The organism is Vibrio neptunius (assembly GCF_000967495.1).
GTDB classification, from domain to species: Bacteria; Pseudomonadota; Gammaproteobacteria; order Enterobacterales; family Vibrionaceae; genus Vibrio; species Vibrio neptunius.
Genome location: NZ_JXXU01000030.1, coordinates 17,070 through 40,729, shown reverse-complemented (window position 1 = coordinate 40,729; position 23,660 = coordinate 17,070). Strand labels below are relative to the sequence as shown.

The 23,660-nt window shown below is 43.3% G+C and carries 22 protein-coding genes; 8 read left to right on the top strand and 14 right to left on the bottom strand.

What is annotated here, in order from left to right:
• Positions 1–71 precede the first annotated feature (71 nt).
• From TW84_RS11225 to TW84_RS11200, 6 genes are all read right to left on the bottom strand, one after another.
• Positions 72–764, bottom strand: coding sequence for a VpsP family polysaccharide biosynthesis protein (locus TW84_RS11225; protein ID WP_045975726.1), 693 nt, complete (start codon positions 762–764; stop codon positions 72–74).
• Positions 764–2,968 carry an exopolysaccharide regulatory tyrosine autokinase VpsO gene (gene vpsO / locus TW84_RS11220; RefSeq protein WP_045975725.1) on the bottom strand — a complete coding sequence of 735 codons (2,205 nt, stop codon included), beginning with the start codon at positions 2,966–2,968 and terminating at the stop codon, positions 764–766. The genes TW84_RS11225 and vpsO overlap by 1 nt, the downstream gene beginning before the upstream one ends.
• Before the next feature lie 9 nt (positions 2,969–2,977).
• Positions 2,978–3,496, bottom strand: a complete 519-nt coding sequence (vpsN, locus tag TW84_RS11215) for an exopolysaccharide export protein VpsN (RefSeq protein ID WP_045975724.1) — start codon at positions 3,494–3,496, stop codon at positions 2,978–2,980.
• A gap of 4 nt (positions 3,497–3,500) precedes the next feature.
• The gene (locus tag TW84_RS11210) at positions 3,501–4,691 is read right to left on the bottom strand and encodes an outer membrane beta-barrel protein (protein WP_045975723.1); all 1,191 of its coding nucleotides are present in this window, start codon (positions 4,689–4,691) and stop codon (positions 3,501–3,503) included.
• Positions 4,692–4,711: 20 nt separating this feature from the next.
• On the bottom strand, positions 4,712–6,106 hold the full coding sequence (gene vpsL / locus TW84_RS11205) for an exopolysaccharide biosynthesis glycosyltransferase VpsL (RefSeq protein WP_045975722.1): 1,395 nt from the start codon (positions 6,104–6,106) through the stop codon (positions 4,712–4,714).
• Positions 6,107–6,543: 437 nt separating this feature from the next.
• Positions 6,544–7,149, bottom strand: coding sequence for a TetR/AcrR family transcriptional regulator (locus tag TW84_RS11200; protein ID WP_045975721.1), 606 nt, complete (start codon positions 7,147–7,149; stop codon positions 6,544–6,546).
• Between the two features lie 109 nt (positions 7,150–7,258).
• On the opposite strand from TW84_RS11200, the gene TW84_RS11195 reads away from it, so the two are divergent.
• The 3 genes from TW84_RS11195 to TW84_RS11185 all read left to right on the top strand — a co-directional run bounded on the left by TW84_RS11195 (position 7,259) and on the right by TW84_RS11185 (position 10,748).
• Positions 7,259–8,428 (top strand): MBL fold metallo-hydrolase, encoded by a 1,170-nt coding sequence (locus tag TW84_RS11195; protein ID WP_045975720.1) that lies wholly within the window; start codon positions 7,259–7,261, stop codon positions 8,426–8,428.
• A gap of 148 nt (positions 8,429–8,576) precedes the next feature.
• The gene (locus tag TW84_RS11190; protein WP_045975719.1) at positions 8,577–9,821 is read left to right on the top strand and encodes an MDR family MFS transporter; all 1,245 of its coding nucleotides are present in this window, start codon (positions 8,577–8,579) and stop codon (positions 9,819–9,821) included.
• 186 nt (positions 9,822–10,007) lie between these two features.
• Positions 10,008–10,748 carry a helix-turn-helix transcriptional regulator gene (locus TW84_RS11185; protein WP_045975718.1) on the top strand — a complete coding sequence of 247 codons (741 nt, stop codon included), beginning with the start codon at positions 10,008–10,010 and terminating at the stop codon, positions 10,746–10,748.
• Here the strand turns inward: TW84_RS11185 and TW84_RS11180 are convergent.
• The 4 genes from TW84_RS11180 to TW84_RS11165 form a co-directional block, all read right to left on the bottom strand.
• On the bottom strand, positions 10,745–11,203 hold the full coding sequence (locus TW84_RS11180) for a hypothetical protein (RefSeq protein ID WP_045975717.1): 459 nt from the start codon (positions 11,201–11,203) through the stop codon (positions 10,745–10,747). The two genes, TW84_RS11185 and TW84_RS11180, sit on opposite strands and share 4 nt — an antisense overlap.
• Before the next feature lie 62 nt (positions 11,204–11,265).
• Positions 11,266–12,360 carry a mechanosensitive ion channel family protein gene (locus TW84_RS11175; RefSeq protein ID WP_045975716.1) on the bottom strand — a complete coding sequence of 365 codons (1,095 nt, stop codon included), beginning with the start codon at positions 12,358–12,360 and terminating at the stop codon, positions 11,266–11,268.
• Positions 12,361–12,496: 136 nt separating this feature from the next.
• Positions 12,497–12,940, bottom strand: coding sequence for a DUF2850 domain-containing protein (locus TW84_RS11170; RefSeq protein ID WP_045975715.1), 444 nt, complete (start codon positions 12,938–12,940; stop codon positions 12,497–12,499).
• Positions 12,941–13,120: 180 nt separating this feature from the next.
• On the bottom strand, positions 13,121–14,437 hold the full coding sequence (locus TW84_RS11165; RefSeq protein WP_045975714.1) for an ABC1 kinase family protein: 1,317 nt from the start codon (positions 14,435–14,437) through the stop codon (positions 13,121–13,123).
• 171 nt (positions 14,438–14,608) lie between these two features.
• On the opposite strand from TW84_RS11165, the gene ppnP reads away from it, so the two are divergent.
• Positions 14,609–14,890, top strand: coding sequence for a pyrimidine/purine nucleoside phosphorylase (gene ppnP / locus TW84_RS11160; protein WP_045975713.1), 282 nt, complete (start codon positions 14,609–14,611; stop codon positions 14,888–14,890).
• 354 nt (positions 14,891–15,244) lie between these two features.
• Positions 15,245–15,532, top strand: coding sequence for a hypothetical protein (locus TW84_RS11155; RefSeq protein ID WP_045975712.1), 288 nt, complete (start codon positions 15,245–15,247; stop codon positions 15,530–15,532).
• Here TW84_RS11155 and TW84_RS11150 read toward each other — a convergent pair.
• Both TW84_RS11150 and TW84_RS11145 read right to left on the bottom strand, forming a co-directional pair.
• A complete protein-coding gene (locus tag TW84_RS11150; protein WP_045975711.1) occupies positions 15,519–16,670 on the bottom strand; it encodes a GGDEF domain-containing protein in 1,152 nt (383 codons plus the stop codon). The genes TW84_RS11155 and TW84_RS11150 overlap by 14 nt on opposite strands.
• 295 nt (positions 16,671–16,965) lie before the next feature.
• Positions 16,966–17,853 carry a LysR substrate-binding domain-containing protein gene (locus TW84_RS11145; RefSeq protein ID WP_045975710.1) on the bottom strand — a complete coding sequence of 296 codons (888 nt, stop codon included), beginning with the start codon at positions 17,851–17,853 and terminating at the stop codon, positions 16,966–16,968.
• Between the two features lie 90 nt (positions 17,854–17,943).
• Between TW84_RS11145 and TW84_RS11140 the strand changes: the two genes are divergently transcribed.
• Positions 17,944–18,855: a DMT family transporter gene (locus tag TW84_RS11140; protein WP_045975709.1), complete on the top strand. Its 912-nt coding sequence runs from the start codon at positions 17,944–17,946 to the stop codon at positions 18,853–18,855.
• Positions 18,856–18,859: 4 nt separating this feature from the next.
• Here the strand turns inward: TW84_RS11140 and TW84_RS11135 are convergent, their stop codons facing one another.
• Positions 18,860–19,459: an alpha-ketoglutarate-dependent dioxygenase AlkB family protein gene (locus TW84_RS11135; protein WP_045975708.1), complete on the bottom strand. Its 600-nt coding sequence runs from the start codon at positions 19,457–19,459 to the stop codon at positions 18,860–18,862.
• A 189-nt stretch (positions 19,460–19,648) separates the two neighbouring features.
• Between TW84_RS11135 and TW84_RS11130 the strand changes: the two genes are divergently transcribed.
• Entirely contained in the window at positions 19,649–21,007 is a 1,359-nt protein-coding gene (locus TW84_RS11130; protein WP_045975765.1) for a diguanylate cyclase, read from the top strand.
• A 100-nt stretch (positions 21,008–21,107) separates the two neighbouring features.
• Entirely contained in the window at positions 21,108–21,542 is a 435-nt protein-coding gene (locus tag TW84_RS11125; RefSeq protein ID WP_045975707.1) for an Mpo1 family 2-hydroxy fatty acid dioxygenase, read from the top strand.
• Between the two features lie 503 nt (positions 21,543–22,045).
• Here TW84_RS11125 and TW84_RS11120 read toward each other — a convergent pair.
• On the bottom strand, positions 22,046–23,575 hold the full coding sequence (locus TW84_RS11120) for a DUF3612 domain-containing protein (protein ID WP_045975706.1): 1,530 nt from the start codon (positions 23,573–23,575) through the stop codon (positions 22,046–22,048).
• Positions 23,576–23,660: the final 85 nt, after the last annotated feature.

Sequence of the window (23,660 nt, the reverse complement as noted above, 5' to 3'; positions counted from 1 at the left end):
ATCGATAAATATTATCTTAACATTCTGTTTTTCTTAAAAATGATTCAACGCTGCGCTCATATCTGAAACACTTATACCTTGAGGTAGCGACATGAGCCGATAGAAGCGTAATCGATATCGGGCATTTGCTTCATTATGATACAAGCGAAACGAAATTTACTGCTTTTTGTTAGGTAGTCACGGAATGATTGTCGGACATCTTTATGCTTGATCGCTCTGTAAATGTGGGGCATCGCAAGCTTACGTTCTTGGGGCGTAAACTGTTGCCAATGGGATAAGGCCAAAGTCGCGATTTTCAAGTTGACCTGAGGTACAAAAGGGCCTTTTTGATCAGCTTTGCGTAGGTAGAGTTCACGGCTTTCACCTTGCATTTGAGTTTCTAGCGTTGCCAAGTTGACCCAAGTGTTCGGCCAGTTTGGCCTCAGTTCTGCGCTGTTAAGATAGGCGCTTTTCGCTAACTTCAAGTAAGCCTCTTTATCGAGGCTATCACTAATGTAAGCTTTCCACTCGTACACTTTTCCTTGTAAGTCGAAATAGTGCGGATGCGATGGATGATGTGTGAGGCCTGCGCTGATAAGTTTTTCAGCACTTTCTATGTCGCTGAATGAGGGCTTTTTGTTGGACGCATTCCATTGCTCAATCTGGTTCGATACCGCTTTGGCGTAGAGTGACGCTACGCCAAAGTGATACGATAGGTAAAGAACACAGATGGCGGAAAATGCCAGTCCTAGTTTGAATAATGAAGCTGCTGCTCGCTTTCTCATTACACGTTCTCGACCCCGTAATAAGACTGATATTGTTTGTAGCCGCTGTACGCTGATGCCTTCTTTACGTTAAGTTTGTTGAGAATGACACCGTCGATTCTAGTCCCTTGCTGGGCCAGCTTTCCTACCACATCGCGTACCGTCTTGGTTCGGGTATGAGACGCATTAATCACGATAACCGCAGAATCAACATAGCGAGACAGCATAAATGCGTCGCTAACTGCGAGACAAGGAGGGGTATCGATGATGATACGATCGTATTTCGTTTTTAGCTGCTCAATAAAATCGGTGAACCCTGAAGAGGAAATCAGTTCAAGAGGATTATTGGTGTATGTGCCAGCAGCAAGTACATCCAGCTCTGATTCTTCATCCCTATATATGCAATCCTCTATGACATGAGTTTTGGTTAGGATATTTGTGACTCCAGGTTGTGCTGACGGTAGACCAAAGCGGCGAGCAACAGCGGGTTTCCTCAAATCGCAGTCGATTAACAATGTCTTTTCCATCTGGGCAAGAGAAAGAGCAAGGTTGAGCGCCGATGTTGTTTTGCCTTCGTCAGGTTGTGATGAAGTCACCATGAGGACAGAGCTCGATTTATTCGAGTTTGCCAGCAAGTACCCAGTACGGACTGTTCGTATGGCTTCTGTTAACTGGCGATTGCGCTCATCGAAATAGGCTTTGCCATCTAACGGTCGCTTAGTTTTTAGTGACGGTACAATACCAAGGATCTCCAGAGAGAGTTGTTTGGAGACTTGCTTAATATCTGTGAACGTATCGTTCACCGCATCAGCGACAAACGCCATCACACAACCAAAACTTAGCGATGCCAAAAATGCCAGGATTACGATCATTTTGCGATTTGGCTTACTTGGCGCAAGTGGAGGGCTAGCATAGTCAGTAAAGCGCGCAATATTGGCATTAAAATCACTCGATGCACTGGTTTCTTTCTGACGACTTAAGAATAAATCAAACAGCTCTCGGTTGGTTTGTACTTCCCGTTTAAGCTCTGAATACTTGGCGTTTTTAACCGTCAGGTCCTGAAACTCAACTTTGCGGTTTTCGAGCTCGCTGCGGATCGTCTTTTCGGCTTGTTTTGCTGCTTTGAGTTCATTGTTGATGCCATTTAGAAGCTGGTTTAACTCCGAACTGAGATTTTTCTTCACAGACTCTAACTCAGCCATCGCCGCTTTGAGTTTTGGGTGCTTAGGGCCGTAGCGTTTCGAAAGCTCGGAGACTTTCCGCTCTGCTTGAACTTCCGCTACTTTAACATCACGAATCGTCGGGTGATTGGAAATCTCTGGGACGGAAGCGAGGGCAGATAGTTGACTGGAGTCAGATTTATAGTTTCTGGCAACCTGATACAAGGTTTCCGAGGCGACACGTCTATCACGGGCTTTGTTAAGCTGAGAGGTGAGTTCTGCCAGCTCTTGAGAAGCAAGGCTTTCAACGCCTTGAATATCAACCAATCCTTCGGCTTGTAAGAAAGCTTGTAGTTGTGCTTCGGATTGACGTAATTTTTCGCGTAAATCGCCAATACGCTCATTTAGCCAGCTTGACGCCTGCCGAGTGACCTCAATTTTCGCTTCAATATTGCTGTCCATGAAAACGCGTCCGATTTCATTCGCAATTTGCGCAGATAGTTCAGGGTCTTTGCTGGTATAAGAGATTTGTACTAGCTGAGTTTTTCGAATTGGATTGATGGCCAAACCACGTTTGAATTTGTATAAAACCAGCTTGTTTCGCGCGTACTCAGACTTGCCAATATCTTGTTCTGGAAGGGACTTCCTAAATGCTTGCAACACAGGAAACCACTCAATCAAACGGTCTTTTAAAGAGGCTTCAGTCTTCTCTTTAGAGCGAGGATCAAATTCTGGATGGTTGGCGAGGTCCAAACGACGGATGACTTCTTCAGAGACGCGATCAGATTTGAGAATCTCAATCTGTGTTAAATAATACTCTTGGCTTTTGGTATCCAAGCCGTAAAAGTCTTCTATCGAGATAATATTGGCTTGTTGGGACTCAATCAACAAAGTCGCTCTGGCGGTATATTTTGACGGCAGAGACAAGACAACCAGCACTGTAATGGCCGTTACCAATAAAGCGAAAATAGCAATGCGCCACTTATAGTTAAGTAGCACTTTGAAATATTGGCGGATATCAATGAGCTCTTCTTTGCTCACCGGAGGGTTCTGGGTATTTTCCATAATATTCAATTAAAAGAAGCTTTCTTCCACGGTGATGATGTCACCTGGTTGGATTCGATGAAGTAGGGAAACACGGGCTGGTTTTTCGTTAGGCTTATCGCTGGACGAAACAAAAATTTTGGTTTTTGAAGCGCGCTCAGTAAAGCCTCCAGCTATGGTAATCGCTTGATTGACTGTTAGCCCGGGATGAAATGGATAGCCGCCTGAAGTCATGACTTCACCATTGATAAAGTAAGGACGATACTCAACCACACTGACATAAACATTTGGATTGACTAAATAGCCATCCAGTAAACCATCATGGATCGATTCCTTTACCTCTCGAAGCGTACGGCCCTTGAGTGCAATACTGCCTAAGAAAGGATAATCCATTGAACCGCTGTCGCTAACGCGAGTTTCGAGTGACAGTTCAGGTTCATCATAAACCTGAACTTTGATCAGATCGCCAACACCAAGATGATACAGATCATCATTAGCGATAACTTGAAATGAAAGGCACAGCAGAAGAATTGAAAATAGACACTTCATGAGCTTACATCACACCTTCGACCGAGAAATAATACACGGATTGGTTATAGCTAAAGTTGGTCAGATTTGAGTCACGTGATTCGTAAGACACACCGCCTTTGAATGTTAGCCAGCGGCGAAAGTCATAATCGAGGTAAACACTGGCTTTCGACGTGTCGTCTTTTCGCACGCTGTCGGTATAGTCCTCAGACAGATAGGAAAGTTCTGCGTGGGTAGAGATAATTTGTGACCAGTTATGTGACCAATTTGCATTGTAAATGGAGTTGTCTATCGCACCGCCCAAGCCATTCGGGTCTGTCGATTTACGACTGGTTTTAAACTCCACAGCTGAATAGCTTCTCAACATATAAGCAACGTCAATATCCCAAGAGAATGAGTTAAAACTCTCTCGTTGCGGCGCGTCAAAATCCTTGTTCTGATAGCCCAGTTTAACGCTCCCACGAAGTTTACCTGTCGCATCCCATGATGTACCTAGATAAATGAAATGGTGCAGGCTATCACGCTCGCTAGAGCCCAATGCGACTTCGTTGTAGCTTCGGTCATTGACGGCGTATTGAGCTAATAAAGCAGTTTTTGGCAACGCCTTGTAGAAGAATGCGGTGCTGAATCGACCTTCATCCCAATCCTGATAGCGAGTGACGTCTCGGTTATTTTTGTACGACAAATCACCCCAGCCCAAATTGGTCTCAATTTGGCCTTTTGCTTCAGTGCTGCCATAGCGATAGCCAATATTGAAAGAGTTTGAGACATATTTGTTGTAGTCGAGGTTGGTCGTCGTGTCATTATCACCACGATTTTCGTGCGTTTTGGTAACGCTATAGCGTAGGTCGAGTGCATTTCTTGAATTGACTTCCCAATAACTCGTAAGATCAAGAAAATGATCGGTATAGTTGTCACGTTGAGAGCTGAAGAATTCACCGCGTTGAATGCGATAGCCTAAGTTGTGTTTTTGCTTGCCATTTTCCAGTTCAAAGCCCACGCCAGGTTCATAGACTGCAAACCAAGAGCTGGTTTCGTTGAACTCTTCTTTAGCGACGTTGTTGTTATGGCCGCTGTAGAGGTTCAGATAAGGTACGATTGCGATGCCTGATTCGGTTTCAATCGGCACTGGTGTTGGGGCCGCATGAGCTGAATAAGCAACCACAAGCGTCAGCACTGAGCTAGTGGATGAGATGAATGTGTTGAATCTATTCATAATAAAATCATGTCCATGACTTAATAGGCGTTTTTGCCAACAAAACCTTTGAAAACAGTGAGGAAAACGATCTTAAGGTCGAACCATAGTGACCATCTGTGGATATAGTCGAGATCGAATTGGACACGCTTTTCCATCTTGTCGATGGTATTAGTTTCACCACGCCAACCGTTAACCTGAGCCCAGCCTGTGATGCCAGGTTTTACCTTGTGACGTAACATGTAACGGTTAACAATTGTTCGGTATTCTTCGTTGTGCGCCACTGCGTGAGGGCGCGGCCCAACGATAGACATTCGGCCTTGGAGTACATTAATAAACTGTGGCAATTCATCCAGTGATGTTCGACGTATAAAGGCACCAAATTTGGTCACTCTAGGGTCATTCTTTGTGGCTTGAGCAACTTTTTCACCGTTGTCCATCACCTTCATACTGCGAAACTTCCACACTTTGATTGGCTTGCCATCCAAGCCATATCTGAGCTGTTTGAATACAATCGGTCCTGGAGAAGAGATTTTAACTCCGATAGCAACAGCAAGAAGTATCGGGCTTATCAAGATGAGTATCAGGCTGCTTAGAACAAGGTCTTCTAAACGCTTAAGCCAGGTAGATAAACCATTAAATGGCGTGTCGAATATGCTGAAAGCGTTTACATCACCAATGGTATACCAGCGAGAATGAAGCAAGTTAAAGGTAAAAAAGTCTGGTACAACGTAGGTATTAACAGTGCTGTCCGAAAAGGCTTCTAAGATATCTGAAATACGCTTTTGTGCCTGCATAGGTAACGCGATATAGATGTTTTGCACTTCACCGTTTTTGGCCAACGCGATTGCATCTTTAATTGTGCCCAATATAGGTAGGTCGCTGGACAGTCTTTTCGGTTCTCTATCATCATAAAAACCAGTGAGTTGTATCCCCAACTCTGGATGGCTATTCAAGTTTTTCGATAATTCTAAACCTTGAGGAGTTAAGCCAATGATGGCTGCTTTCTTTGTATGCACACCGCGTTGATGAAGATAATAAAGGGCCGTAAACGCAAAAGCCCGCCATATAAGTAAGGCGGCAAAAGTGGAAACGATCCAACACCCTATGATCAGTCTTGAGAAGTCTGGACCCGTTTTTGAAAAATAACTGAGTAACGTAAGCCCGCCAACGGTCGAGAACCAACAGAACGAAGTGTAAAGCGCAAGTGAACGAAGTTTTGCGGTACGCCAGTGGCTGTATATATCTAAGCTTTCAGCGATGAAAGAGTAGATGATGACCCCCATCAATCCCGCAGAGACGTAACCTAAGGTAACAGTATGGGCGTTAGCTTTTATCGCAATATACAACGCACCTAATATTACCAAACAGTCAATCAAACGATAAAAGATTTTACCGTGATAATTGGTAATACGTATCCTTCCTCGTTCACTCATTGTGAGCTCCTGAAATACATGTAATTTCCGTAAGGTTTTATTTGAAAATAGCAAGGCGCATTTTTATAACATCTTTATATAGGTTGCAATGATATAAGGTGGCTCAATATTAAGACTGGTGGCGTATTTTCTGTGAACAAGAAAATTTCTAAATTATTCTTAATAAATAGCGACTTAGATAGTGATTGGATTGTTTGTTTGAGCGCGTACTCTTTGTACTATTGAATAGATTTATCTCATTTATATTTTCTATTTATCTGGTTTTCTCAAAATAGAAACAGTTGTTGGTTTTGGGTTTCTTATATATAAGAACGCTCAGTTTTTGCTATTTACTTTATTTTATTCTTGTGAATTGGCTTTGAGGTGGCTGACATGAGTCTGACAAGAGGTTAGGTAGACAAGAGCTCTTGTGAGTGCCCTTGTCTGAAGGAAAGCTATTATTTTTGATGTCTGGCCACAAAGGTGTGAGCAGCATATTCAACAGTGGATTTTAGTTGTTCGCTACTTGCCGGTGGTTGGTGACCTAACAATTGTGGCCAAAATACGATCGCCTTGATGCTGCCTATAAATTGCTCGATGGCCATCGGTATATCGTCGATTTCAAGCACACCGGCATCAATTCCTTCTTGAGCCCATTGATTCAAACCGTAGGAATCTTCGATAGCTGCAAACTGCTTCATCAACAGTTGTGACGTATGAGAACAACGAATGCACTCGGCCATAACCAAGCGCGCAGTCATTTGGAAATCTTCTGTGTTGATGTAACACATTTTATTGACTGTGATATCAACGAGCTGCTCTATAACTGAAACAGAAGGTTCAAATTTAAGCTCACATTGTTCATCAAAGCGACACATTAGCTTTCCTACAATGACTTCAAATAGCGCATCCTTGTTTGGGTAGTATTTGTATAACGTGCGTTTGGAAACTCCCGCGTGTTTGGAAATACCTTCCATACTGGCTTGCTCAAAGCCTTTTTGAGAAAAAACTTCAATGGCGGATCTGATGATATCTTCTTGTTTTATATCGCTTCGTTTAATCATGCACGTATCTCAAAGTACTTAAAGTAAACGATAGTGTTTACTTTTAATGCTGCAGTGACTAAAGTATACACCATCGTTTACTTTCTTGGGTAGCCAGTAGGTCATGAAAATGAGCAATATGATCAAAGCATCGGTAATTTCAGCACTCGGTGTTATGGGGTTCAGTCAACTTCTTAAAGCAAAGAGTGACGTTGAGTTGCAACAAAGCGAAAACTTAAGAGCTGAACGCATTGTAAACTCAAAACAGTTTCAGGATGGTAAGGCCATAGTTCGAATGCCTAACGTGCCAAGCCCCGAAAGTATGTCTGCGGTGATGTGGAAGTTTTTCTTTGAAAGAAAATCATTAAAGCCCAGTTCTAGTTTGCCTCATGCGCCTATTGATACTGAGAAGTTGGCTCGACGTAGCGAAGAAATACGGGTGACCTGGCTAGGCCATTCAAGTCTTTTCATTGATATCGATCGTACACGAATTCTGATTGATCCTGTGTTTGAATATGCTTCACCTTGGATTGCGAAGAAACTATTTTCTCGCAACGTCAAAGCGCCGATCGAGCGTAATGAATTGCCTCTTCCAGATGCCATCGTTATCTCTCATGATCACTACGATCATTTGGAAGAATCGACTATCCGCTATTATGCCGATAAAGAGGTGGTGTTTATGGTGCCACTCGCAGTCGGTAGGCACCTTGAACGCTGGGGAGTGAGCCCGGATAAAATTAAAGAACTTGATTGGTGGGAATCGACATCTATCAATGGTGTGATATTAACTGCAACTCCTGCTAATCATAACTCCGGGAGAACCGGCTTTGATTCAAATAGCACGCTTTGGGCTTCTTGGTCTATTAAGGGGCAATCTGGAGCGCTTTTTTACAGTGGAGATTCTGCTTATGATTCACACTTTAAAGAAATAGGTGACAGACTGGGGCCTTTTGACATGGCATTTATTGAAGTTGCGGCGAATGTGAAGAATGGCCGCGGTTTCCCAGTTGAGAACTGGGGTCACATGCAAGCTCGTCATACGATGCAAGCCTTTATTGATTTAGGAGCGGCGAAGCTCTTCCCAGTGCATTGGTCTACTTTTGAATTGTTTGCTCACAAGTGGGATGAACCTATGACGGATCTTATCGAAGAAGCGAGTGGTCAAGGCGAAAATTTAGTCACTCCCATGGTTGGAGAAACATTAGAGCTTAATTACGACATCAGTACATCATTCTGGTGGAAAAACTTTGAAGAAAAGGTCGCTAAAAGGGGCTTTAGTTTGCAAAATAACACGCTATAACTATCTAAATTTTAGCGCTATTTAAATGAGAGCCCACTGATTATGGGCTTTTTTATTCATTGTATAACTAACACTGTCTTTTTGGCTGAAAATTCATATACTCGATCGAACGCATATGCAAGAAGCTGATCAGTTAAGGAGTGAGCCAATGGACAAAGAACAGAGTCTATTTCAATGGCAAAGAGTTAAGCGTTTCAACTTTTCTGTATGGACGGTCCTGATTGGTGTACTTATCGCGAGAACCAGTTACTTTATGGCTTGGCCATTTTTGATTGTTTTCCTTTATCGGGATTATGGGACGTCCGCAATCGAAGTAGGCTCAATGCTTGCGGCTTCAGCTTTAGTAGGTTCGATTACTGGCCTCTATTCAGGGTATCTTTCAGATAAGTTTGGTCGAAAGTGGTTGATGTCGATTGGCTGTATCATTGCTTTTTTTGCATACAATGGCATTGCGTTAGCCAGTGACGTTTGGCATTTCTACATTTTGCTTCTGTTCACAGGTCTAATGCAGCCGCTGATTGATGGACCTGCTAAAGCGGTATTAGGGGATTCTCTGGATGATTTAAAAGACAGAGAACTTGCGCTCAATGCGCGTTATTTCTTACTCAATATTGGTGGTGCGATAGGGCCGCTTGCCGGAGTTACTTTAGCACTATCCAACCCTCAAAACCTGTTTATGGTGACGGGTTTTACTCATCTAGTTTACTGTTTTTGGATTCTATTCGGTATTGAAAGAAAAGGTAAATTTAAACAACCGGATCGTTCTCAGTTACCTAACTTTCGTCAAACCCTTAAAGTGATCGGTCAGGATAGAATCTTTGTGTTGCTGATGGTAGCGAATCTGATGTTGATGTTTGTATACGCACAGCTAGAATCGTCAGTACCTCAAGTGATAGTGAGAAGTGGCATTGAGGATTCGGCTACTTTGATCGCTATGTTGCTGTTTATCAATACAGCAACGATTGTTCTGTTTCAGTTTCCTTTGCTTAAACTGATGGAGAAACTACCTCTTTTTACACGTACTCGTATAGGGATGATTCTGATAGCGATCGGGCAATTGGCTTTCATTGTGTCACCAAAAGATGTCGCTATGGGTTGGGCTGTCGCTAGTTTTATCATCAGTTTAGGAGAAGTGGTGACCTTTCCAACCATCAACGTTCAAATTGACCGCCTTGCGCCATCACATTTACGTGGCTCGTATTTTGGTGCAACCGCCCTGTATACATTAGGTTTTGCTTTTGGGCCTTTACTTGGCGGTGTGATGATCGAATGGTTAGGCGCTAATTGGTTGTTTGGCTTCTGCTTTATCGTATGTATCTCAATGATCTGGCTTTATTGGTACGCAGAGCATGCTAACGATCCCATCGAAAGGGAGCCCATAGTTCAATCATGATGAAAAAATACCCCTCACTATGTGAGGGGTAGCCGTCATCTTTAACGAGAATACTAATTGGCTTAAATACAACGCCTTACGAGAGCTGCTGTCCAATAACAATACAAAAATAATGGCTTAATGGTTACCCTATAATTAGGGTTGATTTAGATAACTAGTGACGTAAACAGTAAGTGGATTGAGAAAATGTTATCGAGTTCAAATAATGACCTCTCAATTAAAAGAGACTCAGATATAAAATCGGATTTTGAGTATTTGAAGAGAACGGTCAATATCGACCTGTTTAGCTTATATATTGAAACTCGTTCAAGTGTTTCAGTGATGTCAAATTTACCTTACTACGTCAAAGAGAGTTATCGCAATGAAGGTTGGTCAGATTTAGATCCAATGATTAACAATAATCATCACGGCCTTTTCATGTGTAGAGAAACAAGAAATGCCAAAGAAACTGCTTTTAATGATGTAATTAATGATAAGTTTGGTATTAATAATTTGTATGCAAGAGCGTCTACACTCGGGTCTGTGAAAATATCCTATGTGGTGGGCAGCTTTAGTCAAAGAGATACCTTTATGTATCGCAATGCTATTGATGATAAAGTAATTGGTTTTTCGAAGGAAATGATTAATAAATATATGTCAGATTTATCATTAACCAACGATGATATAAAATTTTCAGGCATGGTTTTGAACCCAATGGCGGTTCAAAAGACACTTTTTAGCGACAAACAGATTCAAAAGCCGAACTATGGTGAGTTAGCATGCTTGTCGTTGGCTAAAGATGGACTGAGTGCAGAGGAAATATCAAAGCTAACAGGATACAAGCTATCAACAGTTCATAGTAACCTAAAGAATGTAAGAGAAAAACTTATTGCTAACAAGACGATTGACGCCGCCGTGAAAGCAATAAGCTTGGGTTGGATATCTTAGTGTCTATCTAGGTCTATCTTTTTAACCACTTTAATCTTTTTGAAATCTTCTAATATACTTTGTATGCCATTGAGAGTTACCTCTCGAAACTGTTCAAAATGCTTTTGATTGTCAACAGGCTTCCAAGGAACTGTAACAATACAGGAAATAAGCTTACTGTCAGATACAAAAGAAAAACAAAATAAATTGTAAAAGCCGTGTGATTCCATTTTCGCAATATACTTTGAATAATAATCACCAAGGAAATTAGGGAAGCGAACCTTTGTCTGTTCAACCTCTGCATAGTCAAAGGTATCGTCTATATGTTGATATTCCTTAGAGTAATAAATTTCTTTATATTTATCCGGCATATTCGATATGACATCACTAGTCTTGCTATCATTAATTCGAATAGAAATATAAATGTCCTCAATACCCAATGAAGCATTGATCTGCTCGGTTACCGTCATAGTCATGATTCGTCTCTAGTAAATGGTGACCACAGTGATTTGTATAACTTAGGTTATCAAGTCATAGGTTAAACATCAGTGTGTGAATCTTCGCCTGCAATTGGTGGCTCAAACTTGAGAGTTTGAGTCGGGTAGGCGATGTCAGCGTCATGCTGGTGGATGATAGACATTATTTTTAATAGAACATCTTCTTTGACTTCATGGTAGCGAATCCAGTTAACAGTTTTGGTAAAGGTATACACCAGCATTTGCAGTGATGATGGGCCAAATGCATTGAAATTGACGATAAGAGTCTGTTTTGTGTCAATATCTGGGTGATTTCTCAACATTGCTTTAATCTCTTTTACGATTTGAGCAACCTTTTCGCCATCATCGTAGCGAACGCCAATGGTCTCTTTAATTCTTCGGTTTAGCATTCGTGATGGGTTTTCAACGACTATGCTACTAAAGACGGAGTTAGGGACATATAACGGACGTTTGTCAAACGTACGGATAATCGTCATTCGCCACCCGATGCGTTCTACTGTGCCTTCTATCTGGCGATCTGGAGAACGGATCCAGTCTCCGACTTTAAACGGGCGGTCGAAGTAAATCATCATACCGCCAAAGAAGTTGGAGAGAAGGTCTTTGGCAGCTAAACCGACAACCAAGCCACCAACACCACCAAAGGTGAGTAAGCCTGACAGACTGAGACCAAAGGCCTGCATGATGGTCAGAACACCTATGATGATAAAGAATAATCTTGAGACTTTAGCGATGGCCTGAACGGTGGTTTCATCACGAGATTTCTGCTTTAAAACATACTCTTCCACGTTGTTAATCAGTCGCATAGTGATCCAGACAAAGATCGCGATCACTAGCAGAAGTTTTAGCGTACCCAGCCAGTTCTGCTTAGAGCCCATGTAGTCTTGTAAGATGAACCCGAGCGAAATGGTCGCGGGCCAACACCAAATCAATGTACTGATGGGTGTTTTGAGGGCGTGTAAAGTCAGATCATCCCAGTAGAACTGGGTTTTGTTGACGAGAATCTCTAGCCGGCCGTAGATAATGCGCCACGCGATCCAAGCAACCAAACTTGCGGCAGTGATGAACAGAACGTTGGTATCCCAGCTTTGCAGGGCAGTGACAAGGTTCTGTGGCAGTAAAGCAACTAACTCATTCATTTATTGGGTCTTACTGTTGAAATTGTGGAGATAAGTATAAGAGCTTGTCGGCATGCAAACTACCGACATTGTCGTATAAGCTTGATTTGTCTTCACGACTAGATGACTACGAAGTCGTTAATCGAGTAATGCCTGTTTATTTTTTGCTACTGAAGTGTTCAGACAACGCGGCTCGACGATTTTTGGCGGAGCCGCCACCCCCCATATCTACGGTGTCTTCGTAACCTGCTTTGATAAAGCGCTGAGTTGGACTGTTAGGCTCCAAGCGGCGAAGTTGCGGTGATTTAAACGTACCAGCGATTTGGTAAATCGAAATACCCCCGCCAGTGGTTACAGTGATGACCTTGCCATCAAAATCGAAAGTGGTCGTGATCAGACGGTCATTTCGATAGACGCCTCTTTCGTTAAAGGTAAGAACCTCAGTATTGTATCCGGGCGTACCTATTTCTATCCAGCGTCCATAGACATTTTTAGGGTGAACGTAATCGTTATAGCTGAAGAAAAGAAGGGCCGCGAAAGCGACCGCCAATGTCACGAATAGCGTTGCGAAGGACAGTTTTAGAAAAGCTTCTTTTTGCATGTAAGAGCGCTTTCTCAACTTTGGTGCATTGGTCGTTTTATTTAACGCCACATTAAACTGCTCTGATCAGCGAAACCAATACTAAAGTTTACCTTTATTTCGTCCGCTATGGTGTAAGAGTTTGGTTATTGATCTTCATTATCAATGATAAATTTGATCTTCAGTCCAAAAAATGCACGGTCAATTTGAGTCAATGTAAGGTTTCACCAGTGCCTTAACATTCACTCTCGTATTCAATCTTGCCGCTAGTAAGTATAGCCCGCCAATCTTACGATGGAGAAACAGTGCGTCTGCTGGAGGGGTATGCCAGTAGTTTTCTTCCATGCTTAACACGGTTCCAGCTTCCCTCAATCGCATTGACAAATCACTATTGCCAAAATCGTAATCACCCTCGTATAACATTGGCTCGCAAGCCTGTGTGACTAAGTTCAGAATGGCATTTTTTTGTTCAGTTTTGATGTCTTGGCTAAAGAAGCCAATTTGTGCCAGTGCGGAGTCCAGCGCTTGATTGTCTCCTTGGATCACGGCTTTAAAGGCGTGACGGTATCCCTCGCTGATGACGTTGCTGTATGTTCTGGTTGCCCCAAAGTCCAGTAAGGCAATTTGCTTGCTCTCAGAGAGATACAAGTAGTTAGCGAAATTGGGGTCGGTCTGAACAAGCTTGAACTCAAACAGCTCACGAAACAAGAGAGACAGCAATGCGGTCATGACTTCGTCGCGAGTGGTTTGACTGTGTTCAGAGAGTGTCTCGATAGGCTGACCCTCAAGGTACGACATCGCCAGTATGGTTTCGGAGCTGATGTCTTGGTAAACCCTAGGGACAACAAAACGGCAATCATCGGCGAGATGATGTCGATACGTTTCGAGCAGCGTTGCCTCCCGAGTATAATTGGCTTCGTCGTGCAACTGGGCCTTTGCTTGGGTTAATAGGCCACCTATATCGACATTTTTGGGTATTAGGCCAACCACGTTGAGCAGTGTGGCGACATTATCGACATCGCTATCAATGCTTTGTTTAATGCCTGGGTACTGAACTTTGACAGCCAGCGGCTCGCCTGAGTCTGTATGTGCAAAGTGAACTTGTCCGATGGAGGCACTCGCTATAGGTTTAAAATTGAAAGAGAGAAATCGAGATTTCCAATCGCTACCTAAGCCGTCAGTCATGACTTGACCGAGTTGTTTTGCCAACATGGGATTCGCGTCTGAACGCAGACGAGCTAGAATATCAGCCAATTCGGGTGACAGAATATCACCAGCATCCATTGACAACATTTGGCCTACTTTCATTGCGGCACCTCGAAGGTGAGCAAGTTGATCGGCTAAATGCTTAATGTTTTTGGGTGTCAGCAGCAGATCCTGTTTGGTAAGTTTATTGCCTTTCAACCATTGTTTTGTTCCCTCGGCAATGACATTGGAACCAACCTTTGTTGCCAGTGAAGCTATCTGACCAAAACGAGATATTCTGTTGGTAGGGATCTTGGATTCTTCCTTAGACATCGAGCATTCTCCTAGCTTTTGGATGTTTATACGGCAACCCACTGTTTTTATATCACTTTGTAAATGCATCGCCTAGCATGTAAAACCGTTCAGGACTTGATTGGGCCGAATCAATCCGATAAAAACAACAACTAGATAACGAAAACAACGCGCAATTTTCATGGAGGAAACATGATTCAAGCAAACTGCTATTTTGAAGGAAATGTTCAGTCGTTAGGTTTTGAGCAGCAAGGCGATAAATCAAGTGTAGGTGTGATGGCCCCTGGTGAGTACACTTTTGAAACAGCTGTACCAGAATGTATGACGGTAGTGAAAGGCAGCTTGACGGTTAAACGTGCAGGCGATGAGGTTTGGACGACTTATTCGCAAGGAGAGTCGTTTGACGTCGTAGGAGACTCCTCTTTTGATCTCCAAGTATCGGTCGCTACTGCGTATCTGTGTGAGTATTTATAGACTCCGATCTCACCCTACTGTGGCGTGTACAGGGTGTACACGTTATAACTACTATCGTCAAATGAGATGTGAATTGGGCTCGGATCGATCGTTACTGCTCTCGTTTGTTATCGGTTACAGCGTCTTTTTTCATTGAGTACCATTTTGCCTGAAAACTGGTTAGCCAACCCTAAAACTTGGCAAACACTTTGCTTAAATCAATCATTGAAATGCTGTAAATCTCAGCTGATTTTATAGCTTAGCAGATAAATGGTTCGGAAATCCCGAATGATTGCTAAGTAATAAATAAATTTATCATTTACATGGTTGACTATACTTAAGCTATGGCAGAACCGCTTCGAGAGGAGGTCGATGATGGCTGTTGTACCCAAACAGAGAGACCCAAATGCTCGTTACGATCCAAATAAAGAGCTTACTGCTGAGCAGTTACACAGATTTGGTAAAGTAGCGAATAAAGCTCAAGCTCGGCGTGACGAAATAGCACAGCGCCGAACACTGTCTTCCGCTGCGAGAGCGGCCAAAGACGCCGCGATGAAACCAATCGTTGTGCCAAAGAAAGACAAACCGAATTCTGCTCGTTATGCTGCTTGGATGCTAGTTGTGATGGCTTTCTGTCTATGGCTCATGTTCATGAGCCGCTAAACTTCTTTATCGGTGTCACCTTCTCGGTGTCGGTGACCGCAGTGGGGCGCTCACGTTGATAATATCGATACTGGTTTTTCCCACCGTGTTTCGCTGCGTACATTGCTTTATCTGCACAACGAGTTAATTCCGGCAGTGAATCACCATCCTCAGGGAAAATGGCTACGCCGACGCTAACTGTCAGTTTATTGATCCTTTCTGTGCTTTGATAACTATCTTCGAATAGATGGCAGATACGATCTAAAATACCGTTAAGGTCTTTAGTGCTACGCACATCATAAAGTAACAAAACGAATTCATCTCCAGCGTAGCGAGCGATAGAATAATCGTGTTTCTCTGTTTTTCTATCTTTAGAGCGGATGTTGTTTTTCAACCGCTTGGCAAAGTGTTTAAGTACACGATCGCCCACCTCATGCCCATAGGTATCATTGATGGTTTTGAAGTTGTCGATATCAAGAAACACCATTGCGGTAATCGCTTGGCTATCACTCACTTCAGTCAGTTTTTCCAAAGCCCAGCTTTCAAAGCTCCAGCGATTCGCAAGGCCAGTCAGTTGATCTCGATAAGCAAGATCTTCGATCCCTTCTTTGTAAAGAGATTGAATGTAATTGACCACTTTGGCGTAAAAATATGACGATGTATTGCAAAGCAAGCAAAGCGCAAACAGGCTCAGCAGAAACCGATCGACCGACAGATTTACGGGTATTGGGATAACGTTGGTGAACAGACAGGCTAACGCAGTCAGGACGTAAAACGTTCCACTGAGTAATAGACCTGCGCGGAACTCGCAGACAAAAATCACTGCAGTTAAGATGGGATAAAGCCAGAGCAGGCGATCTGATATGTTATCTCCATACAGCAGTAGCATCGTGGCGTGAAACAATAAAACACCAGAAAGTATAAGTTCAGTTACATTTGTTGTCGGATTAAGTTTCAAATACCACAGATTGACGCCCAAAATACCCACACACAGTAGGTTTAGCGCAGCGAACCAGTAGTTTTGGTCAGCAATATGGACGCCCCCGTAGTAGACCAGCACAACCAACGAAATGAGCGAACATAGAAGTACCGCTTTGCTCTTGCGAGCTGAGCGTAGGTCGGCCATCTCTTCTAAATGTTGTCCTGCAAATCCCACCATTTATCCCTTTGCCTCAAGATTTATAATTAGGCTATTAAAGTCTAGAAGAAAAAATACAGGCTGGACTAAGGTATTAGAAAAAGAAATTAAGCAATATCAATCAATTATATGTGTTTTGTTGCTTATGCAGGCGACGGCAACTCGCTGTGTTTGAATGTAGGTGCTTAGATAAGTTACTGTAATTAATAATCAAACCTTGTTTTTGTTAATATTTTTATCATTTTAACTTTATGAGTAATTTGACAAAAATAATTTTTCTCAAGCACTCCTTATAATAAAACGTTCTATAAAACGACTAACAGCTGAACTCTTTGCGTAGCCAGTTTCGCAGGGTAAGAACGTGTTCATTTTTGAGTTTTTCTCGCTGACACGCGAAATAAAAATCTTGATGTGGATTCAGGACGGGTTCACCAACTTCGACCAATGAGCCATGCAATACATCGTCACGTATGAACTGGCGGTGGGTGACAAAAACACCCAGTTTGCGGATAGTGGCTTGGACTGCCTGTATAGAGGCTGAAAAACGCAGATTGTTTACCGAGTTGGGTTCTGGCAATTGGAGGCTCTGACACCAAACCTGCCAATCGTACTTTCGCCTGTCATTGGCGGCAATAATGGCGGGATAGTGTTCGAGAAGATACTCTGGTGTGGTGTCTGTATCCACCAGCTCTGGGCTAGCCACCATCACGAGTTCATCACGCGCCAACAGTTCACAATAGTAGTCTGGCCAGTCATCGGTTTTACCATGAATAATGGCCACATCGACCCCTTCGTTTTCCATCACGAAACTGCCAATCAAATTCGAAATTCGAATATCTAGATGAGGCGCAAATAGATTGAAGCGATTCACCCGCGGGATCCACCAATGCATCGCCAATGAGTTGACCATGTTGAGAGTCAATCGCTGGCTTTGTTTCTCATCAATGAGCTGTTGTGTTGCTGTGACGATTTGCTCTATCGCTGGAGCCACTTGTTTGTAATACCTTCGGCCTGCAGCGTTAAGAACGACGTTACGTCCAGCTCGTAGAAACAGAGCCTGACCAATTTGGCTTTCGAGTGATTTAATCGCTTGGCTAACAGCGGAATGACTGACGCTCAACTGATGGGCGGCTTCCGTCATACTGCCTGTTTCGGCGACAGCAATGAAGGAGTAGATGGATTTGAGTGGTGCTAGTTTCTTCATATGTAAGTTTTTCTTACTCAACCTGTAAATATTACTCGTTTTTTATTTCAGCGTCGAACTCCTACACTGAGTGAAAAATAGGGAGGAGTTATGCCAAATCAGTTGTACCCAGTTTTATTCATGTTGTCTTCAACATTCAGTTTGTCACTAACGGGACTGTTTTCCAAATTTCTCAGCGAGCATTTTGATGCTAACCTGCTCAGCTTTCTGCGTTTTATTCTGCCTGCTATGGTGCTTATTTTGATGTTTATTGGCAAGGAAGTAAGATGGCCTGATCGAAGCGAACAAGTGCCTTTGTGGATAAGAGCTCTGTGTATCGGTGCGTGCCAGGTCTGTTTTATCTACTCACTTCAACATCTGACACTGGTAGAAAGTGTGGTGTTGTTTGGCACGGGGCCACTGTTTATTCCCGTGTTAGAAAAGCTAATATTTTCAACTCGAATTCGCCCGGTAAACGTTCTCGGACTGTTGAGTACGTTTGTTGGTGTAGTTTTGCTCGCTGGGGACGTCAGTGGTTTTAGTTTCAGGGGGGAATTGTTAGTGGGTCTTGCCGCTGGTGTGTTTAATGCCGGCTCTCAACTCAGCCTCTATCGTATTAGTAAAAGTCGGCTGAATGCATTTGAAATCAATTTATGGACGTTTCTTTTCGCCTCCGTTGTTATCATGCCTTTGCTCGCGTTTAGTTTGGTGAACGACCATGTTATGTACCAGGCGTCAAACACAAATCCTTGGCTTATCGTTACTGTTCTTGGGATTTTGGCCTTACTGATTATTAATACGCAAGTTTTTCGCTCCAAAGCTTATAGGCTTGCTGAATCTGGCTCCCAACTAGCGCCTTTGATTTTTACCAACTTACTCTTCACAGCAGTTTGGCAGGTGATGTTTTATGACGAACGATACAGTGCATACCAAGTTCTTGGCTTGAGCTTGATTATTGTGGCCAACATTGTCTGTGTACTGCTGCCTAAGTGGTTACAAAGCAAAAGCTTTAAAGTTGCCTGAATAATCAGTAAATCATCCTGAAAGTCAGGTTAATCCTCTCATCTTTTGGTTGGCGTGTTTTAGGTATACTGTGTTTCCAGTAGTGCTGCATTTCACCGGCCATGATCAGCAAGCTACCATGGGATAGGTCTAGTTTATGGTTTTGACCTGTTTGGTTATGTTTGAGTATAAATCTGCGTGTGGCACCTAAGCTAAGTGATGCGATAGTAGGGTTGGGTCCGAGTTCGGGCTCATTGTCTTGATGTGCACCCATGGAGTCTTGTCCGTCACGGTACAAGTTGATCAGCACTGAGTTGAACGTTTGGTTGGCTATTTTTTCACATCGAGATTTGATCGCGTTCAGCCTACTATCCATTGGCATTGGAGGCATGGTTAGGCCGGAGTAAGTGTATGATTTGTCGCCATACCACGCCTGTAGACGTGGTTGCATCACTGCTCGACCAAACAGTTGGATTTGTTGTTGTGACCAAGGCGTATTTTGCTTGAGGCCTAACATTAAAGCGTCCGCTTCTGCCCGCGACATGAAATCTTGGATCCACAGCAAACGACCGTTAGGCAGGTCTATCCATCTCTGATCAAAAGGTAAGGCGTCAAACAAATCCAATATGCACCCTCTTATTGATTGTTTTAACTTTAATCGATAAAAATTCAGTTAAGTTAATGTAGTTTTTATATAAATGCTAAAATAGCAGCCATAATGACAATTATATACCTCTAACGCGTTAGGTATAGAGGTAGAAATGCTCATCGGTCTTGCAAATGTTATTTTTTGATGAGCTTATCTGGGGGTGGAATGAAATATCGCTTTAGCAATCGGTGGTCAGTGTTCTTGCTGGCTTTTACAATGTTATCTTTCGCTGTCGGACTTATCGAGTCGATTGACCGCAGTCAGAAGAGTTTTTTGAGAGATAGCTTGTTGGACCGTGCTAAGGAAGAGTTGTCTATCGTTCGCTCAGAGCTGGAGTCCGCCATCGTGTACGACATCTTTGCTGTTGACGACATATCGGCGTTGGTCGCGTCCAATCCGAATTTCGAATATTCAGGTTGGGATTTGCTTGCATCCAGCATTATGCGTAAAGCGAATCACGTGACTGTCATCGGTTTAGCACCTGACGATGTCATCAAATACATCTACCCATTGGAGGGTAATGAGAAAGCACTCGGTCTTGATTACCGGACTGTACCTAGCCAATGGCGAACGATAAAAAAAGCGCGCGCGGTGCAGGAAATCTTTATCGCTGGCCCTGTCAATTTGGTTCAGGGGGGAAGGGCACTGGTAGCGCGCATACCGATATTTACCGATCCGCTCTATAACCGCGATTACTGGGGAGTCTGTAGCGTTGTCATCTCATTAGAAACCTTATTCGCAGACGCAGGTGTTGAAGCGTTTTCCTTTAAATACAATTTTGCCATGCGCGGAACAAACAGCTCAGGGGCGAATGGAGCTGTTTTCTATGGGGTACAGAAGACATTTGATGATGCTTTCGCAACCGAAACCGTGCATTTCCCATACGGAAGTTGGAGAATCGCGGCTTCTACTAAGGATGATTTACTCCAACACAGTGAGTGGTACAGAGTCCATGCCGTTCGCTTGCTCGGTTATCCTATGGTCATTGCTTTGCTGATGGCTTTTTTGGCTATTTTCCGTCTCTATCAAGCAGCAGACCGGCTTGCCCTCCATGACGAGTTAACGTCGTTACCCAACCGACGTTATTTCATGTATACCCTCCAAGCACATTTTGATGCCATCTCAGATTCTTTCAAAGGTGAGGCGTTTGCGATCCTCAATGTTGACCTTGATAAGTTTAAGTTAGTCAATGATACCTATGGGCACGCGGCAGGGGACAAGGTATTAATCGCCGTTGCTGAGAGGATTAAAAGCGTACTCCGAGCCTCGGATGTTGTGGCCCGAATAGGTGGCGATGAGTTCTTAATTATGCTGCCAAGAATGTCCTCTAGCGAAGATGTTGATGTGATAAACATTGAACTGCAGAAAGCCATTTGCCGTCAGCCAGTCATCTTTGAACAGCACCTGATCGATATTCAAGTCAGCATTGGTTTTGCCCTATACCGCCCAGAGTTTAAAGATGTTGATGAGATGCTCAAGCTTGCTGATATCAGAATGTACGAAGAGAAACGGCGACAACCTTAGCCTAGCGGATCTTAGTCACGAATCTTTGAATGTGTCTCGGCGCTTATTCACGTTTCGTGCTATAGACAATATTATAAGGTCATGATTCAGAGGGATAAAGATGCGGGATTTGAGCCAATGGTTAAGCGATTATGGCGAAAGCCATCAAAATCCAGTCAATCAGAAAATCCATAAAGTGGCGGTACCGGGCATTTTTCTATCCATTGTCGGCTTAATTTGGTCAATTCCACCGATATCCTTGTTGGGTTATACCCTCAACTGGGTGTGGGTTGCTATGTTACCTGTCATGGTTTTCTACTTTAAACTGTCGCTGAGTGTGTTTCTTATGATGCTCGGTTTTACATTCGCGTGTATTTCTTTGATTTGGTCGTTGGAGATCCTTCAGGCCCCTGTTTTGCTCGTCTCGCTCGTCTTGTTTGCCGTATTGTGGATGCTACAGTTCATTGGGCATAAGATCGAAGGCAAAAAACCGTCGTTCTTTGACGATCTTTTCTTTCTTCTGATTGGCCCTGTCTGGGTATTTCGCCAGAAATAGCATTTCTCTCACCGAACTGAATTAGGTGACATCCCTAATTGAGCACTAGCTATTCATTCCACTGCGAAATTCAATGTGATTGGTGTACCAATGCCATCTTTAGCAACTTACTATTTGCTGAAGAGGGGCGGGTAGGGTAATCGGCGATGACACCCGCGGTTTATTAACACGATACTCGCCGACTAAAGCGACTGAATTCAGAGGGGAAATTGTTGTGGTTTTGCAAATTGCAATGGTTTGATATTCGCACTTTGCAATTAAGTGCGATTTGAAAATGGATTATGCGTGTAGTTTTCATGCATCTGATGCAGAAATGAGCAAAAACAAGCGTTTTTATTGATAAATAAAGTTGGCACACTTAATGCTTTATAGAGATTGACCCTTAATAAGCCGAGGGTCACCTAGCCAACTGACGTTGTTAGTGAACCTTATTTTTGTTCACATTCATATATAGCCAATCACGCTCATTGTGATTGGCTTTTTTTCTTTTTAGGTTGTGAAAATCACATCGGCACCTTGTCCTGACAGCCATTGTAGCAGCTCGGTTTTCTCGGGCAGACCGCTCCTCTTGAGCAGATAACTCTGGCATCACTTTGAATACCACGCTCTATCCAATTAATGTTCAAAATTTTTGCTATTGTGGTGAACTCTTTCTGTATATGTCTAGGAATAGACGCACTGCCGCCGTTATCGACACATAAAGACTTGAGTTCCTCAGCTATACGTCGAGAGTCTCCCCCCTGAGCATCGATCGCTGGGTTTAAATCGATGCCAGCACAGAGAACCCGGTTATTCCCCGCAGGGTCTGTCATGTTGACGGATTCACAGCAGTAGATCCTTGGCTCATCACCGACGTTAAGGATGGAGATCTGCGCTGAGCTGCCACTCTGCGGCTCCGACAGTCTTCTAAACACTGCCCAATGCTGACAAGGGTCGTTCACTTTGCGCATGTTTCCCCACGGCAGCGGGATCCCATTGCCTCGATATACGGCTTTTAATTTGTTCTGGCCATAAGCATCAAAGTAGTGCCAGTGTGGGTAAGGTGAGACCACAGTCATGCGGCGCATAGCAACAGAAGGTGAGACGCCCGCCTTGAGGTGAACATCAATCTCATAGCCACTGCGATCGAGAAGCTGCCTGAATGGAACTTTCGGACACAAAAGAGCACCAGCGAAAAAACTGGATTCAAAATCTCGCCAAGCTTGCAATATATCCTGAGAATTCAGATCTGAGCTAGGGGCGGTTTGGTGATGTTCTTCCCAGCTATTGGTGTGACCAACCGATAGGACGCTCTTTAATCCCTCTTTACTGTGCAGGACACAGTGGCCTATATAGACAGCCAAATCGTATTTTAAGCGGGTTGGGTATTGTTTTAAAATCTCATTTAAATAGATAAAGCCAGGTGGTTCGAAGAAAGAGGTCACGATTTGCTTAGCGCTCATGCCAAGCTCATCGACAATATCTTGCGGTGGACGTGACACCCAGCGAATGGTTAACCCCATGCTACGTGCAATATCCATCAGATCTTCAGCAGATAAGTTGAGCCGCTTTAATCCCACTTCTTCTGCTGCACGTTCCAGATCAGGAAAATGGTTTTGGTTGCTTTCCTGATGGGCACGGATCAATAAATGGGCAAATTGGCGTCCAGTAATTCCGGTCTGAGAGAGCATTTCTGGAATGGCGATTTGTAAAATCTCATTCGAGAATAGAAAGCTGGGTTCAAGGGCCATTCCACTGATGCCACCTCTGTTACCTTTATCGGGCGTGATATCTGCTTGCTCGGGCTCATCATCCAGAAACCATGTCGGGTCTTTCTGGAATACTTCGGCAATGACTTCCAACATATCAATGCTTGGTACACGCTTGCCACGCTCAATCATAGACAGGTAGGAAACGGAAGGAGCGTATTCTGGGTTGACCCGAATGCATCGCGCTGACAGATCTTCCATTGTCAGGTGGTTGCGTTTCCTCAGGTTTCGAATCTTAGTCCCTAAAAAGTGGGACTGACGGATTAGACTTTTTGACAGCATCATTTTGTAAAATTCACATTGTAAAATTTTTGTTGTGAAATTGTAGTTAAAAATTCACTAGTATACAAAGTAAGCAAAGTCACAAAAC

What these genes read in the sequence shown, in the direction of transcription:
- TW84_RS11225 (WP_045975726.1), bottom strand. Translation starts at nt 764, where the DNA reads ATGAGAAAGCGAGCAGCAGCTTCATTATTCAAACTAGGACTGGCATTT.
- vpsO (WP_045975725.1), bottom strand. Translation starts at nt 2,968, where the DNA reads ATGGAAAATACCCAGAACCCTCCGGTGAGCAAAGAAGAGCTCATTGAT.
- vpsN (WP_045975724.1), bottom strand. Translation starts at nt 3,496, where the DNA reads ATGAAGTGTCTATTTTCAATTCTTCTGCTGTGCCTTTCATTTCAAGTT.
- TW84_RS11210 (WP_045975723.1), bottom strand. Translation starts at nt 4,691, where the DNA reads ATGAATAGATTCAACACATTCATCTCATCCACTAGCTCAGTGCTGACG.
- vpsL (WP_045975722.1), bottom strand. Translation starts at nt 6,106, where the DNA reads ATGAGTGAACGAGGAAGGATACGTATTACCAATTATCACGGTAAAATC.
- TW84_RS11200 (WP_045975721.1), bottom strand. Translation starts at nt 7,149, where the DNA reads ATGATTAAACGAAGCGATATAAAACAAGAAGATATCATCAGATCCGCC.
- TW84_RS11195 (WP_045975720.1), top strand. Translation starts at nt 7,259, where the DNA reads ATGAGCAATATGATCAAAGCATCGGTAATTTCAGCACTCGGTGTTATG.
- TW84_RS11190 (WP_045975719.1), top strand. Translation starts at nt 8,577, where the DNA reads ATGGACAAAGAACAGAGTCTATTTCAATGGCAAAGAGTTAAGCGTTTC.
- TW84_RS11185 (WP_045975718.1), top strand. Translation starts at nt 10,008, where the DNA reads ATGTTATCGAGTTCAAATAATGACCTCTCAATTAAAAGAGACTCAGAT.
- TW84_RS11180 (WP_045975717.1), bottom strand. Translation starts at nt 11,203, where the DNA reads ATGACTATGACGGTAACCGAGCAGATCAATGCTTCATTGGGTATTGAG.
- TW84_RS11175 (WP_045975716.1), bottom strand. Translation starts at nt 12,360, where the DNA reads ATGAATGAGTTAGTTGCTTTACTGCCACAGAACCTTGTCACTGCCCTG.
- TW84_RS11170 (WP_045975715.1), bottom strand. Translation starts at nt 12,940, where the DNA reads ATGCAAAAAGAAGCTTTTCTAAAACTGTCCTTCGCAACGCTATTCGTG.
- TW84_RS11165 (WP_045975714.1), bottom strand. Translation starts at nt 14,437, where the DNA reads ATGTCTAAGGAAGAATCCAAGATCCCTACCAACAGAATATCTCGTTTT.
- ppnP (WP_045975713.1), top strand. Translation starts at nt 14,609, where the DNA reads ATGATTCAAGCAAACTGCTATTTTGAAGGAAATGTTCAGTCGTTAGGT.
- TW84_RS11155 (WP_045975712.1), top strand. Translation starts at nt 15,245, where the DNA reads ATGGCTGTTGTACCCAAACAGAGAGACCCAAATGCTCGTTACGATCCA.
- TW84_RS11150 (WP_045975711.1), bottom strand. Translation starts at nt 16,670, where the DNA reads ATGGTGGGATTTGCAGGACAACATTTAGAAGAGATGGCCGACCTACGC.
- TW84_RS11145 (WP_045975710.1), bottom strand. Translation starts at nt 17,853, where the DNA reads ATGAAGAAACTAGCACCACTCAAATCCATCTACTCCTTCATTGCTGTC.
- TW84_RS11140 (WP_045975709.1), top strand. Translation starts at nt 17,944, where the DNA reads ATGCCAAATCAGTTGTACCCAGTTTTATTCATGTTGTCTTCAACATTC.
- TW84_RS11130 (WP_045975765.1), top strand. Translation starts at nt 19,649, where the DNA reads ATGAAATATCGCTTTAGCAATCGGTGGTCAGTGTTCTTGCTGGCTTTT.
- TW84_RS11125 (WP_045975707.1), top strand. Translation starts at nt 21,108, where the DNA reads ATGCGGGATTTGAGCCAATGGTTAAGCGATTATGGCGAAAGCCATCAA.
- TW84_RS11120 (WP_045975706.1), bottom strand. Translation starts at nt 23,575, where the DNA reads ATGATGCTGTCAAAAAGTCTAATCCGTCAGTCCCACTTTTTAGGGACT.